This is a genomic window from Rhizobium acidisoli, from assembly GCF_002531755.2.
Lineage (GTDB): Bacteria > Pseudomonadota > Alphaproteobacteria > Rhizobiales > Rhizobiaceae > Rhizobium > Rhizobium acidisoli.
The window spans coordinates 497,363-510,880 of sequence record NZ_CP035001.1 but is presented as its reverse complement, the minus strand read 5'-3'; the positions used below and the strand labels follow the sequence as shown (position 1 = coordinate 510,880).

Sequence of the window (13,518 nt, the reverse complement as noted above, 5' to 3'; positions counted from 1 at the left end):
GCCACGGACGGGGAACGGACGATATGGCAAGCTTGGAACTGCTTGGCTTCGGCTCGACGGGATGGGGCGCGCTGCTCATTCTCGCCACCTTGATGACGCTCGCCGTCACCGCGACGGCGCTGGCGATCGGCGCGGTGCTCGGCGCGATCGTCGCGGGGGCGAAGCTCTCCGGCAATCCCTTTCTCGTCGCGCTCGGCAACGTCTATACGACCGTGTTTCGCGGCGTGCCGGAACTGCTGATCATCTATCTCATCTATTTCGGCGGCTCCTCGGCCATCACCTCGATCGGCAAGGCGATGGGTTACGAGGGCTTCCTCGGCCTGCCCTCCTTTGCCGCCGGCGCGCTTGCCGTCGGCATCATCTCCGGCTCCTATCAGGCGGAGGTGTTCCGCGGCGCCTTCCTCGCCATCTCCAAGGGTGAGCTTGAAGCGGCCTCGGCGATCGGCATGCATCGCGCCTTGCGCTTTCGCCGCATCATCATGCCGCAGGTGCTGCGGCTGGCCATTCCCGGCCTCGGCAATGTCTGGCAGCTCAGCCTCAAGGATTCGGCGCTGATCTCGGTCACCGGCCTTGCCGAACTGATGCGCACCAGCCAGGTGGCGGCGGGTTCGACCCGGCAATATTTCCTGTTCTTCATCGCCGGCGGCTGCCTCTATCTGATCCTGACCAGCCTTTCCGACCGCATCTTCAACGGTGCCGAACGCCGCGCCAACCGCAGCATGCCGGCATCCGCCATGGGCCAGGCGTAAGGAGGCGACGATGGATTTCACCTTTCTTGCGTCAACCATGGTCACTCTTCTCAAGGCCGTGCCGACGACGCTGATCCTGTTTTCGCTGTCGATCTTCTTCGGCGGTCTGCTGGCGCTCGTCATCGTCTCGATGCGGGTCAGCGGCAACCGCGTGCTGTCCGGCTTTGCGAAGGGCTACATCTTCGTCTTCCGCGGCTCGCCGCTCTTGATCCAGATGTTCCTGGTGTTTTACGGCCTCGGCCAGTTCAGCGTCATCCGCTATTCCTTCCTCTGGCCGTTCCTGCGCGAGCCGATGGTCTGCGCTGTGCTGTCGCTGGCGCTCTGCACCGCCGGCTACACGGCGGAGATCTTTCGCGGCGGCATTCGGGCCGTTTCGCCGAAGGAGATCGAAGCGGCGCGCTCGATCGGCATGTCCGGCTTCCTGCTGGTGCGCCGCATCCTGGCGCCGATCGCCTTTCGCCATGCGCTGCCGGCCTATTCCACCGAGATCGTGCTGATGATGAAGTCGACGGCGCTCGCAAGCCTCGTCACTGTCTGGGAGGTCACCGGTGTCGCCCAGCGGCTGATCTCGCAGACCTACCGCACGATGGAAGTCTTCCTTTGCGCGGCGATCATCTATCTCCTTTTGAACTTCATCATCCTGCAGGGCATGGCCCTGCTCGAATATTCGCTGTCCCGACACCGCCGCGCGGCCCCGCAGCCGCTGAAGGCCTAGGTAGTTCTTGAACCGATTGGAGCAATCATGCCAGGCGTTACCCGACTTTCGGTCCGCAATATCCGCAAGAGCTTCGGCACGCACGAGGTCCTGCGCGGCATTTCCCTCGATGCGGAAGACGGCGATGTAATTTCGCTGCTCGGCGCCTCCGGTTCAGGCAAATCCACCTTTCTGCGCTGCATCAACATGCTCGAAACCGCAAGCGACGGCGAGATCTGGGTCGATGGCGAGCACATCGAGATGGTGCACAAGAACGGGCGCAGCAAACCGGCGAGCCAGAAGCAGGTGGACCATATCCGCTCCGAACTCGGCATGGTGTTCCAGTCCTTCAATCTCTGGTCCCATATGACGATCCTGCAGAACGTCATCGAGGGCCCGATCCATGTGCTGAAGCGGCCGCGCGCCGACTGCATCGCCGAGGCCGAAGCGCTGCTCGAAAAGGTCGGGATCGCCGATAAACGCCATGCCTATCCCGCCCATCTCTCTGGTGGCCAGCAGCAGCGCGCCGCAATCGCCCGCGCTTTGGCGATGAAGCCGAAGGTCATGCTGTTCGACGAGCCGACCTCGGCACTCGATCCGGAACTCGTCGGCGAGGTGCTGCGCGTCATGCGCGCGCTTGCCGAAGAAGGCATGACCATGCTCGTCGTTACCCATGAGATGAGCTTTGCCCGCAACGTCTCCAATCGCGTCGTCTTCATGCGCGAAGGGCTGGTCGAAAGCAGTGGCAAGCCCGACGACATGTTCACCGGCGGCGCCACGCCCGCCTTCCGCCAGTTCATCGGCCATTTCGGAAGCGGTCAATGACGATCACCATCGAGACCGTGCTGACCTGGCGCGATGTCGCACGTGTCGGGGCAGGGGAGGCGATGTCGCTGTCGCCGGCCGCCTGGGCGCGGGTCGAGCAGGCAAGCGGCATCGTCGCGCGCATCGTCGAAACCGGCGTGCGCGCCTATGGCGTCAACACCGGCGTCGGGGCGCTTGCCGATACGGTCGTCGACCGGGCCTCGCAGAGCCTGTTGTCGCGCAGCATCGTGCTCAGCCACGCCTGCGGCGTCGGGCCGCTGCTGGTGGCTAGCGAGGTGCGCGCCATCATCGCCGCCCAGATCGCCAATTTCGCCCATGGCCATTCCGGTGTACGGCGTGAGATCGTCGAGCATCTCACCGCGATGCTGGAGCATGACTGTATTCCCGATGTGCCGTCCAAGGGCTCGGCCGGTTATCTCACCCACAATGCCCATACCGCGCTGGTTCTGATCGGCGAAGGCAGCGCGACACTTGCCGGTCGGCGCTTGAGCGGCCGCGAGGCGCTGGCCGCGATTGGCCTCGAACCGCTGGTGCTCGGCGCCAAGGAGGGCCTGAGTCTCGTCAACGGCACCGCCTGCGCCACCGGCCTGACGGCTATCGCGCTGTTGCGCGCCGAAAAACTGCTCGACTGGGCCGATGTGATCGCGGCGCTGACGCTTGAGGCGGCAGGCTGCCAGATCGCCGCCTTCGACGAAGCCGTGCTGGCGCTGCGCCCGTCTGCCGGGATCGAAAAGGTCGGCGCCACCTTGCGCGCTAGGCTTCGGAACAGCGGCCTTATCGCCGCCGCCTTCGGCCGGCGCACCCAGGATGCGCTGAGCCTTCGCTCGGTGCCGCATGCCCATGGCGCCGCCCGCGATGTCTTCGACAATTCCGCCCGCATCGCCGATCAGGAACTTGCCTCGGTCACCGACAATCCGGCTGTCTCAGGCACGCCGGAGCACCCCATCGTTTCCTCAGAGGCCCACGCCGTCGCCCCGGCCCTGGCGCAGGCGGCCGATAGCCTCGCCATTGCTCTGGCGCAGATCGGCGCGATCAGCGAAAGGCGCATGGACCGGCTGGTCAACCCGCTGGTGAGCGGCATGCCGCCCTTTCTGGCGAGTGACGCCGGCAGCCATTCCGGCTTCATGATCGCCCAATATACCGCGGCAGCCCTCAGCAACGAAAACCGCCGGCTCGCCGTACCCGCGGCCATGGACGGGGGCCTCACCTCCGGCCTGCAGGAGGATTTCCTCGCACATCCGACAGCCGCCGCCGGCAAGCTGCTCGCCGTCATCGACAATGCCGAATATATCCTGGCGATCGAGCTGATGGCGGGGGCCCAGGCGCATGATTTCCTGGCGGCGACGGCGCCGCGGGCGCCAGGTACGGATCTCGTCTATCGGGCGGTGCGGGAGCGTGTCTCCCATTATGGCGACGAGCGGCCGCTCAACGGCGATATCGAGGCCGTGCGCAGCCTGATCCGCGAGACGGTGCCGCCGGCAATCGTCTGAACCAGAAAATGGTGTGAGCGAGAAAAAATTCTTAGAACGGCTTGCTGGTGGCCGAATCCTGCTTGGTTTTTTCGCCGGCTTCAAGCCGTTTGAGGCAATCACGATACGTCGGGTAGAGCTGATCCACCCGCGACAGCGGCAGCGTCCAGTCGCCTTCGTTGCCGGCAAAGGTCACCTGTACGTCAGGGGTTCCGGCAAAGGAATTCTTGATGATCTTCTTCACGCCGCCGCTTCCTTTGCTGGCCGGCGGCCAGAGACGGAGCGTGGTCTTGTCGAAATATTCGGCGGCGACCACTTTCGTCATAGAACGATCGGTCAGCGTCACCTCGGTGGTGGTGCCGGCCGGAATGTCCCAGCTGTCCTTGGTGACCAGCCAGAAAGTTTCGGTGGCGCTCTGGCGGAATTCCATGGTCTTGCCGAGCTCGCTGTTCCACAGCAGCCGGCAATAGGCAGGGCGCTCGCTCGAGAAGCCGACCGACCACTGTCTTGCGCCGCCCATCCATTCGGTCTCGCCCAAAGCAGCGGCCGGCTGCAGGGCCGCAATCAGAACCACCGCTGTCAGAATTTTCATCGCCGAAACCATCTCCAGGACAAATCGGCTCCATCCATAACAAAAGAAGGTTGAGCTTTTGCTACCGGCTGGGAGCGTCCGACGCCTGCGGCCTGAAGCATGGTGCTAAAAAATGTGAGCGATTTTCAGACGGAACATGATTTACTCCTTTATCCCCTTACTCCTCGCATGAGGTGGGCAGAGCCTTCTCCCAGGCCTGATAGGCATCCGCTTTAATGATACGCAGCTCGAATTCCATCCTCTTATATCTGTGACCCGACATTCTCGTCGCTCCCCCTTGAAACGATCCGGCCACTTTCGTGTCCACCGCGACGAAGCTCAACAGACCGGGAGCGGCATCCGTTTTCAGATTTAGGGCCGGCACCGCCCACTCGTGAAAAACATCGTCCGATGTGATTTTGAGCTGCACGATCTTTCCTTGCGGCAGGACAAGCACTTTGCCGGCGAAACAGCGACTGATATCTTTCTGCTCGATGCGGTAGCGCCAGCCATGCCGATAGCCGATGATCGTGATCGAAAGGTCGGGATCTGCAAGAGACGAATCCGAGAGAGGTAGAACTAGGCCCGGGACGAGGTCGATAGGCGAGCGAGAGTTCGGATTGCTTCCGATCGCCTGCCCTGAACACGGGGCGAGACCGGCGAGAATGCAAAAGCCAATAAAAGCAGTTTTTTTCCGATTGAGCCCCAGCAAGGAAACCTCCCACCTGAACCAAAAACGTCGCCATGAATGTTCTTCATCCTCTATCACCGCCGACATCCCAATTGGCAACCCGCGACGCGCAGAATGACTTGGTCGTTCGCCGCGAGATAGCGGGTTGGGGGGGGTGGTAGTGCTCCTCTGCGCCGCAAGGGCTTGAATTTGCGGCTCGCCTTGCCGATCTGCCGTAGATCAACATGAAGTGGAGGAGCGTGACGGCAGGCATGAGTGAGGTTCAACGACGCGGATTTTTGGCAAGGCTCACTGCATATGAGCCGCTGACGCTGATCATGCTGGCAGCGGTCGCTGGCGGGCTATTCGTGCTGCAGCGGCTGACGAGCGAGGTCCTCGAAGGCGAGACGTTCCGTTTCGACGAAACGATCCTGCTGGCGTTGCGACGGCGAGGTGAGCTTGGCGTGCCGATCGGGCCTGGCTGGCTGACGCATGCCGTCGGCGATATCACCAGCCTCGGCGGTGTCACCGTCCTCTCGTTGATGACGGTGCTCGTCACCGTCTATCTGTTGCTCGACCGGCGCTGGCCGATCGCGATCTTCGTCCTTTCTTCGGTGCTGACCGGCTGGCTGGCGAGCACGATCTTGAAGATCCTGGTCGCCAGGCCGCGCCCAGACATCGTCCCGCATCTGGTCGAGGTCAGCGATCTCAGCTTTCCCTCTGGCCACGCCATGGTCTCGGCCGTGACCTATCTGACGCTCGGGGCGCTGCTGGCGCGCACGCAGCGTTATCGGTCGACGCGAATCTTCGTCATGTTCGCCGGCGTTTTCCTGGCCGTCATCATCGGTCTGAGCCGGATCTATCTCGGCGTTCATTACCCAACGGACGTCTTTGCCGGATGGTGCGCCGGTGCGCTCTGGGCGCTCGGCTGCTGGCTGATCTCTAAGCGGTTCATTCCGAGCCGCGCGCCTGACGCTGCCGCCGAAGCCGGAAATGGCGTCGGCGGCACAAGCGCTTGAGTCATCAGGTGCGGGGTTTCAGGTTTTCCGGGTCGTAGATCGGCTTGTAGCCGACGCCGACAACCTCCACCGGATAGGTCTCGGCAAAGTACTCGATATTCAGCTTGCGCCCGACCTGGCAATGCGACCAGGGCAGATAGGCCAGAGCAATGTTCTTTCCGACCGTCGGGCCGTAGGCGATCGAGGTCGTGTAGGACCGGCGGCCGAGCTCGTCGACCAGAACTTCTCCCGTTGCAGGGTCGACGACCGGCAGGTTGCCGAGCGGATAACGCTTCACCCCCGATTTGTCGGTATTCTCGGTCATCACAAGCGTGCAGAGCATGGCCGGCTGGTGGTCACGCGCCTTGTATTCCAGATGTTTTGCCTTGCCGCGGAAATCGGCTTCCTTGACCTTCGGACGGGCGAGATCGGCTTCGATCAGGTTGTACTGGGTGAGCAGGTCGGCGTTCTGCAGGCGCAGGCTCTTTTCCATGCGGCGCGAGTTTGCATAGGTTTCGACGCCGAAGGCCATCACGCCGGTCGCGCGCAGCGCATCCCAGACGGCGAGGCCGTCTTCGTACTTCATGTGCAGTTCCCAGCCCTGCTCGCCGACATAGGAGATGCGGAAAGCGGTGACGGGCTTGCCGGCGATTTCGATCGGCTTGATCGCCGCAAAGGCGAAGTTTTCCTGGTCAAGCCCGGCCGGATCGGCGACAGCCTTTTTCAGCGTATCGCGTGCGTTCGGGCCCCAGATGCCGATCGTCACGAATTTTTCCGAGACGTCGGTGATGGTGACGTCAAGGCCGCGGTCCTGGGCGACGCGCTTCATATAGTGCAGGTCGCGCGGGCCGGCATCGGCGCCGTTGACGAGACGGCAGCGGTCGGCCATGCGGAAGACCGTGAAGTCGGCGCGGACCATGCCTTCGTCGTCGAGGAAGTGGGTGTAAACGCCCTTGCCGATGTTGGCATCGCCGCCGATCTTGGCGGCGCACAACCATTCCATGAGCTCGACATGGTCAGGTCCCTCGATATCGACCATGTGGAAGTGGCTGAGATTGACGATGCCGCAATCCTCGCTCATCGCCAGATGCTCGGCATTCGATACGCGCCAGAAATGGCGGCTGTCCCATTCGTTCTCGCGAACGGGCACGCGGTCGGCATATTTTTCCAGAAGGTGCTCGTTGGCGGCGTAGCCATGCGCACGCTCCCAGCCGCCGAGTTCCATGAAATAGCCGCCCAGTTCCTTTTCGCGCTCGTAGAAGGGCGAGCGCTTAGCGTTGCGGCCGGACGCATAGGGTTCGCGAGTGTGAACAGCCGGGAAATAGATCTTCTGGGCGGCTTCGAAGCAGCGACCCTCGATGAATTCTTCGGTCAACTGATGCGGATAGAAGCGGGCGTAATCGATGCTGTTGTGATCGATTTCAGTGCGGCCGTCGGTCATCCAGTCGGCGATCAGCTTGCCGTAGCCCGGGCCGTCCTTGACCCAGATGGCGACGCAATACCAGAGCCCGCGAACCTTCTGGCTTTCGCCGCAGGATGCGCCGCCGCCGGCGGAGACTTGCAGCAGGCCGTTGAAGGAGTGACCTTCGTTATAGCCGAGTTCGCCGAGGATCGGCGTCAGCTCCATGGCGCGCTCGAGCGGCTCGATGATCTGTTCCATCTCGAGGTCACGCTGCGAGGGCGAAAGGCGGGCTTCGTGTTTTTCGAGAAGATCGCGCGGATGGCACATGCGCGGATTGTTGGCTTCGTAATAGCCCCACTCGATCTGGCCGCCCTCGGTCGTCGCCGGGTCTCCGGTATCCCGCATATAGGCGGAGTTGCCCTGGTCGCGCAGCAGCGGGAAGCCGATCTCCTTGCCGGTGCCTTCGAACTCGTTATAGGGACCGAAGAATGTGAGCGGGTGATCAACGGGCATGACCGGCAGGTCTTCGCCGACCATCTCGGCGATCAGGCGGCCCCAGAGGCCGGCGCAGACGATGACGTGGTCGGCCATGATCGTGCCGCGATGAGTGACGACGCCCTTGATGCGGCCACCTTCGACGATCAGCGACTTTGCCGGCGTGTTGCCGAACACCTGCAGCTTGCCGGCCTTTTCAGCGGCATCCACCAGCTTGCCGGCGACTGTCTGCGAGCGCGGAATGACGAGGCCGGCGTCCGGATCGTAAAGGCCGCCCATCACCTGATCTTCCTCGATCAGCGGGAACTTCGCCTTGATCTCGGAAGGGCTGACATAATGGGCGCGCGTGCCGAAAGCGCGTGCTGAGGAGAGCTTGCGCTTGATCTCTTCCATCCAGGCGTCGTCACCGGTGCGCGCCACTTCGAGACCGCCGATGCGGGCGTAATGGCCCATCTTCTCGTAGAAATCGATCGAATATTGCGTGGTCCAGACCGAGAGATAGTCGTGGCTCGTGGTGTAACAGAAGTCCGAGGCATGGGCTGTCGAGCCGATATCGGTCGGGATGCCGGACTTGTCGATGCCGACAATATCGTCCCATCCGCGCTCGACGAGATGATGCGCGATGGAGGCGCCGACGATACCGCCGAGGCCGATGATGACGACCTTTGCCTTTTCCGGAAATGCTGCCACGTGCTGTTCCTTTTACTGATCGGACGAACTAATTTTGCCAGCCGCCCTCGACTTGCGACGTGGGCATTATGCATGAGGCTCATGATCGCCAATGGTCCTACGCCGCCGAGGACCGGCGTGATTGCGCCAGCCGCGCACGCCGGGCGCCCCCGGGATCACGGCGCTGCAATCGCCCGCAGCCGGTCGATATCCACGAGCACGATGTCGTCGGAAACGGGCTCGCGATTGTGCAGGCGGAACCATTCCACCGCTTCGCGCACGCGGTCTCCATGCGGGCCTGGATAAGCGCCAAGCCCGAGGACCCATTCGCGGACGGTCTCCCGCTCCATCCGCCCGGCCCGGTACCGATCGCAGACGGTTTTCGCCGAGGCGACGAGATCATTGATGCTTTTCACGAATTTTCCTCAGTGGACGGACGGTTCGTCATCGTCGAGAAACGATCGCAGACCGTCGCGCGCCACCACGGCCAGGAATTCGTCGAAGGCTTCCCGGTCGGTGGCAAAGGGCTCGTCCCAGCGGATCAGATCCTCGGCTTGCGTCACCACTTCCATCGTCCAGTCTTCATTGCTGCCGGATGTGCGGAAGATATCGACGAGCACGGTGACCCCGTCATCGGTGAATTCTCCGGCCAGCTCCGAGTGTTCGAGCTTCTGCTTTTTCGTCATCATTCAGCCACCCGCACCAGGCGGCGCGTCGTTTTCGAGATATTCTTCATATTGAACCGTTTCGGTCTCATTGGTGTCGATCGAATTTGCACGTTTGGCAAGCCGGACGCCGGCCCCTCCACCGTTTTCCGGAATGAAAATGACGCCGCCTGCTTCCAGGGCCTGCTTCATGTCCTGAAGGGTCCGGTCATAGGGCGAGCGTTTGCCGGCCTCGAAATTGGCGATCGTCGCCTTGGCGACGTTGGCCGCCGAAGAAAGATCATCCTGCGACCAGGCCAGAAGGGCGCGCGCGGCGCGGCATTGAGCGGAAGATAGGCACATAGTGATAACCCTACATCAAAAGTGTGATTCTGCCTCGCGAAGTTTCCGAACCAGGTGATGGTAAACACGGGCAGGCGCTTGCCGCCGTTCCAATTCGGTCTCCTTAATGAGCGCTGCGGGCAGATACGTGATGCCGGCGGAAATCTTCTGGATTCTTTCGAACTTAATACTGCTGCTCATCTGCGGAAAGGAAAGGTTGATTGACTGAATATTATTAAAGTCTAATTTTTAAACATCTTAAACACGCGCGCGGGAGGAAACAATGCGTGAGCCGGATATGCAGAAACTCGATGCACTGGTTGGCCGGCTGGTCGGCGATGTCGGCGCCGCCATGTCGGGCGCCTTGGTCGTGCTTGGCGACAAGGTAGGAATTTTCAAGGCGATGGCCGATGGCACGCCGATGAACGTCCAACAGCTTTCGCAAAAGACCGGGGTGAAGGAGCGCTACCTCCGGGAATGGCTGAGCGCCCAGGCGGCGGCTGATTATATTACCTATGACGAAAAAACCGACCGTTTCAGCCTCACGCCGGAGCAGGCGATGGTCTTTGCCGAGGAAAACAGCCCGGCCTTCTTCGTCGGCGCCTTCGAGGTCGTGCAATCGATGTGGATGGACGAGCCGAAAGTCACTGAGGCCTTCCGCACTGGCAAGGGCCTCGGCTGGCACGAGCACAGCACCTGCCTGTTTAGAGGAACCGAGCGCTTCTTCCGTCCGGGCTATAACAGCCATTTGATCGCCGAATGGATACCGGCGCTTGCCGGGGTCGAAGAAAAGCTTAAGGCCGGCGCCAGTGTTGCCGATGTCGGCTGCGGCCATGGGGCCTCGACCATCCTGATGGCGCAGGCCTATCCGGCGTCGCGCTTTACCGGCTTCGACTATCACGGCCCGTCGATCGAAAAAGCCACGGCCGCCGCCGCAGACGCCGGCGTTGCTGATCGGGTAACGTTCGAGCAGAGCCGGGCGGCGGAATTTCCAGGCCGCGGCTATGACATGGTCGCGATGTTCGACTGCCTTCACGATATGGGCGATCCGGTCGGCGCCGGCCAGCATGTCAAGGAAACGCTTGGGCCGAACGGCACGTGGCTGATCGTCGAGCCCTTTGCCCATGATCATCTCAAGGACAATCTCAATCCCGTCGGCCGCGTCTATTACGGCGCCTCGACGATGATCTGCACGCCGGCGTCGCTGTCGCAGGAGGTGGGGCTCGGGCTCGGCGCCCAGGCGGGAGAGATGAAGCTGCGCAAGGTGGCGCTCGATGCCGGCTTCACGCATTTCCGCCGCGCCACCGAAACGCCGTTCAACATGGTATTCGAGGTGCGGGCCTGACCTAATGCATGTCGCCCGGAAATGTGCAGCGGTTCCGGGATTATGACATCCATCAAAACAAAGAGCTTTAGGGAAAGCAGGCGGCAGCTATCTCAGCTTGCCGATGCTGGCATACATGCCGGTGGTGCGGAATTCCGTCGGGTTGGTGCCGTAGACTCGGCGGAAGACCTTGGAGAAATAGTTGGGATCCTCGAAGCCGCACATGATGGCGACTTCCTTAACCGGCAGGAAGTCTGCCTTCGTCAGAAGCTTGACGGCGCGCTGCAGCCGCTGCTGCAGCACGAATTCGGCCGGCGGCATGCCCTCGCTCTCGGCAAAGCTGCGCGAGAAATGGGCGCGGCTGAGGCCGACGATGCCGGCGAGTTCGCTGACTGGTAGCGGCTTTTCCAGATTGGCGTTGATATGGTCGATCACCGGTTGCATGACGCTGAGCTCGGCGGCAAAGGCCGGCGACCCGAAGACGTCGTCATAGAGCGCCATCGCCGCCTCATAGGCAATCGCCGAGGCGGCCCCCGGCGAGGTGGCGCCGGTCACGAGGCGCAGGCTGCAATCGGCGAGATGATCGATGGTCGAGGGCTGCAGTTTCAGCACCGGCCCGGCGGTTGACAGGACCAGCTGGTGGATGCGTAGCGTCTCCTCGCCATTCATCGAAATCCAGAAATATTCCCAGCGGTCGCCTTTCTCCAGCCAGTAGCGGTGGTTGTGCGGCACGAGCACCAGCAGCGTGTCGCCGCCCTGAAGCCGATAATTGCGATTCTGGTAGCGCAGCCGGCCGGTGCCGCTGATCGTGTGCTGCAACACGGTGAAGGGCGTCTGGCCGCGCCTGCGGCCATCCCAGTCATAGGGCTCGTTCTCGCGCACTTCATAGCCGGAGCTGGTCGGCATGGCATGCAATCGCTGCCTGCCGCGGGGCAGCGAAACGGTCCTCATCGACTGTCCGTTTGCAATCAAATTTTGCAGCACAAAATTACCCCTGAAAGCATAATCCTTCTCTGGTGGCCTTGCCGATTTCGGGCATAATCCCGCTCGACAAACAGGGAAGGGACCACGGTCGAGAGAGCGGCCGGGAGGAAAACAGGCAGTTTTTCGGCGTTTTCAGCCTCATGTTCCGGCATGCGGGCCGATCCTCCATAAGCATCTTTTCTGTAGCATTCGAATGGGTCGAGGTGAAGATCATGAGTTTCAAAATCGCTATCATCGGTGCGGGCAGCGTTGGCTTCACCAAGAAGCTGTTCACCGATATTTTGTGCGTTCCGGAGTTTCGCGACGTCGAATTCGCGCTGACCGATCTCAGCGAGCATAATCTCGAGATGATCAAGGCGATCCTCGACCGGATCGTCGAATCAAACGGATTGCCGACCAAGGTGACGGCGACGACCGACCGGCGCCAGGCGCTGACCGGCGCCCGCTACATCATCAGCTGTGTGCGGGTCGGCGGCCTCGAAGCCTATGCCGACGATATCAGGATCCCGCTGAAATATGGCATCGACCAGTGCGTCGGCGATACGATCTGCGCCGGCGGCATTCTCTATGGTCAGCGCAACATTCCCGTGATCCTCGACTTCTGCAAGGATATCAGAGAGGTCGCCGAGCCCGGCGCGAAATTCCTGAACTATGCTAATCCGATGGCCATGAACACCTGGGCTGCGATCGAATACGGCAAGGTCGATACCGTCGGCCTCTGCCACGGCGTCCAGCATGGCGCCGAGCAGATCGCCGAGGTGCTCGGCGCAAAGTCGCTGAGTGAACTCGACTATGTCTGCTCCGGCATCAACCACCAGACCTGGTTCATCGACCTTCGCCTCAACGGCCGCAGGATCGGCAAGGACGAGCTCATCGCCGCCTTCGAGGCGCATCCGGTCTATTCGCAGCAGGAGAAGCTGCGCATCGACGTGCTGAAGCGGTTCGGCGTCTATTCCACCGAGAGCAACGGCCACCTTTCGGAATACCTGCCCTGGTACCGCAAACGGCCGGAGGAAATCACCCGCTGGATCGATATGTCCGACTGGATCCACGGCGAGACTGGCGGCTACCTCCGCCATTCCACCGAAACGCGCAACTGGTTCGAGACGGAATTCCCCCAGTTCCTGGAATCCGCTTCAAAGCCGATCGATCCGGCCAGGCGCTCGAACGAACATGCGAGCCACATCCTCGAGGCGCTGGAGACCAACCGGGTCTATCGCGGCCATTTCAACGTCAAGAACAACGGCGTCATCACCAATCTGCCCTCCGATGCGATCATCGAATCGCCGGGCTTCGTCGACCGCTTCGGCATCAATATGGTCTCGGGCGTTACCCTGCCGGAAGCCTGTGCCGCCACTTGCATCGCCTCGATCAATGTCCAGCGCATGTCGGTGCATGCCGCCATATCCGGCGACATCGATCTCTTGAAGCTTGCCGTGCTGCACGACCCTCTGGTCGGCGCCGTGGCGACGCCTGAGGAGGTCTGGCAAATGGTAGACGAGATGGTCGTTGCCCAGGCGCGCTGGCTGCCGCAATATGCCGACGCCGTGCCGGCCGCCAAGGAGCGGCTGTCGAAATCCAAGGTGCAGACCCGCGACTGGGCGGGTGCCGCACGCCGCAACGTTCGCTCGATCGAAGAGCTGCGCGCGGAAAAGGCGGCGCTGAAACAGGCCGTCTGATTA

The 13,518-nt window shown here is 61.9% G+C and carries 14 protein-coding genes; 7 read left to right on the top strand and 7 right to left on the bottom strand.

What is annotated here, in order from left to right:
* Positions 1 to 23: 23 nt before the first annotated feature.
* The 4 genes from CO657_RS31530 to CO657_RS31515 are packed head-to-tail and all read left to right on the top strand — an operon-like array spanning position 24 to position 3,758.
* Entirely contained in the window at positions 24 to 749 is a 726-nt protein-coding gene (locus CO657_RS31530) for an ABC transporter permease (protein WP_054184094.1), read from the top strand.
* Positions 750 to 759: 10 nt separating this feature from the next.
* On the top strand, positions 760 to 1,464 hold the full coding sequence (locus CO657_RS31525) for an ABC transporter permease (RefSeq protein WP_054184095.1): 705 nt from the start codon (positions 760 to 762) through the stop codon (positions 1,462 to 1,464).
* Positions 1,465 to 1,491: 27 nt separating this feature from the next.
* A complete protein-coding gene (locus tag CO657_RS31520; RefSeq protein ID WP_003595156.1) occupies positions 1,492 to 2,268 on the top strand; it encodes an ABC transporter ATP-binding protein in 777 nt (258 codons plus the stop codon).
* Positions 2,265 to 3,758 (top strand): HAL/PAL/TAL family ammonia-lyase, encoded by a 1,494-nt coding sequence (locus CO657_RS31515; protein ID WP_054184096.1) that lies wholly within the window; start codon positions 2,265 to 2,267, stop codon positions 3,756 to 3,758. The genes CO657_RS31520 and CO657_RS31515 overlap by 4 nt, the downstream gene beginning before the upstream one ends.
* 31 nt (positions 3,759 to 3,789) lie before the next feature.
* Here CO657_RS31515 and CO657_RS31510 read toward each other — a convergent pair whose 3' ends face one another.
* Both CO657_RS31510 and CO657_RS31505 read right to left on the bottom strand, forming a co-directional pair.
* Positions 3,790 to 4,329, bottom strand: a complete 540-nt coding sequence (locus tag CO657_RS31510) for a hypothetical protein (protein WP_054184097.1) — start codon at positions 4,327 to 4,329, stop codon at positions 3,790 to 3,792.
* 157 nt (positions 4,330 to 4,486) lie between these two features.
* The gene (locus CO657_RS31505; protein WP_054184098.1) at positions 4,487 to 5,020 is read right to left on the bottom strand and encodes a cytochrome c oxidase subunit II; all 534 of its coding nucleotides are present in this window, start codon (positions 5,018 to 5,020) and stop codon (positions 4,487 to 4,489) included.
* A gap of 230 nt (positions 5,021 to 5,250) precedes the next feature.
* Between CO657_RS31505 and CO657_RS31500 the strand changes: the two genes are divergently transcribed.
* Positions 5,251 to 5,997, top strand: coding sequence for a phosphatase PAP2 family protein (locus CO657_RS31500; protein WP_054184099.1), 747 nt, complete (start codon positions 5,251 to 5,253; stop codon positions 5,995 to 5,997).
* Between the two features lie 4 nt (positions 5,998 to 6,001).
* Here CO657_RS31500 and CO657_RS31495 read toward each other — a convergent pair whose 3' ends face one another.
* From CO657_RS31495 to CO657_RS31475, 4 genes are all read right to left on the bottom strand, one after another.
* Entirely contained in the window at positions 6,002 to 8,563 is a 2,562-nt protein-coding gene (locus tag CO657_RS31495; RefSeq protein ID WP_054184100.1) for a GcvT family protein, read from the bottom strand.
* Between the two features lie 155 nt (positions 8,564 to 8,718).
* The gene (locus CO657_RS31485; RefSeq protein ID WP_003595168.1) at positions 8,719 to 8,958 is read right to left on the bottom strand and encodes a hypothetical protein; all 240 of its coding nucleotides are present in this window, start codon (positions 8,956 to 8,958) and stop codon (positions 8,719 to 8,721) included.
* A 9-nt stretch (positions 8,959 to 8,967) separates the two neighbouring features.
* A complete protein-coding gene (locus CO657_RS31480; RefSeq protein WP_037074441.1) occupies positions 8,968 to 9,228 on the bottom strand; it encodes a hypothetical protein in 261 nt (86 codons plus the stop codon).
* Positions 9,229 to 9,231: 3 nt separating this feature from the next.
* A complete protein-coding gene (locus CO657_RS31475) occupies positions 9,232 to 9,549 on the bottom strand; it encodes a helix-turn-helix domain-containing protein (RefSeq protein ID WP_003595174.1) in 318 nt (105 codons plus the stop codon).
* Positions 9,550 to 9,811: 262 nt separating this feature from the next.
* On the opposite strand from CO657_RS31475, the gene CO657_RS31470 reads away from it, so the two are divergent.
* Positions 9,812 to 10,873, top strand: coding sequence for a class I SAM-dependent methyltransferase (locus CO657_RS31470; protein ID WP_054184101.1), 1,062 nt, complete (start codon positions 9,812 to 9,814; stop codon positions 10,871 to 10,873).
* An 87-nt stretch (positions 10,874 to 10,960) separates the two neighbouring features.
* Here CO657_RS31470 and CO657_RS31465 read toward each other — a convergent pair whose 3' ends face one another.
* Positions 10,961 to 11,803, bottom strand: a complete 843-nt coding sequence (locus CO657_RS31465; RefSeq protein WP_003595176.1) for an AraC family transcriptional regulator — start codon at positions 11,801 to 11,803, stop codon at positions 10,961 to 10,963.
* 245 nt (positions 11,804 to 12,048) lie between these two features.
* On the opposite strand from CO657_RS31465, the gene melA reads away from it, so the two are divergent.
* Positions 12,049 to 13,515 (top strand): alpha-glucosidase/alpha-galactosidase, encoded by a 1,467-nt coding sequence (gene melA, locus CO657_RS31460; protein WP_054184132.1) that lies wholly within the window; start codon positions 12,049 to 12,051, stop codon positions 13,513 to 13,515.
* Positions 13,516 to 13,518 lie beyond the last annotated feature (3 nt).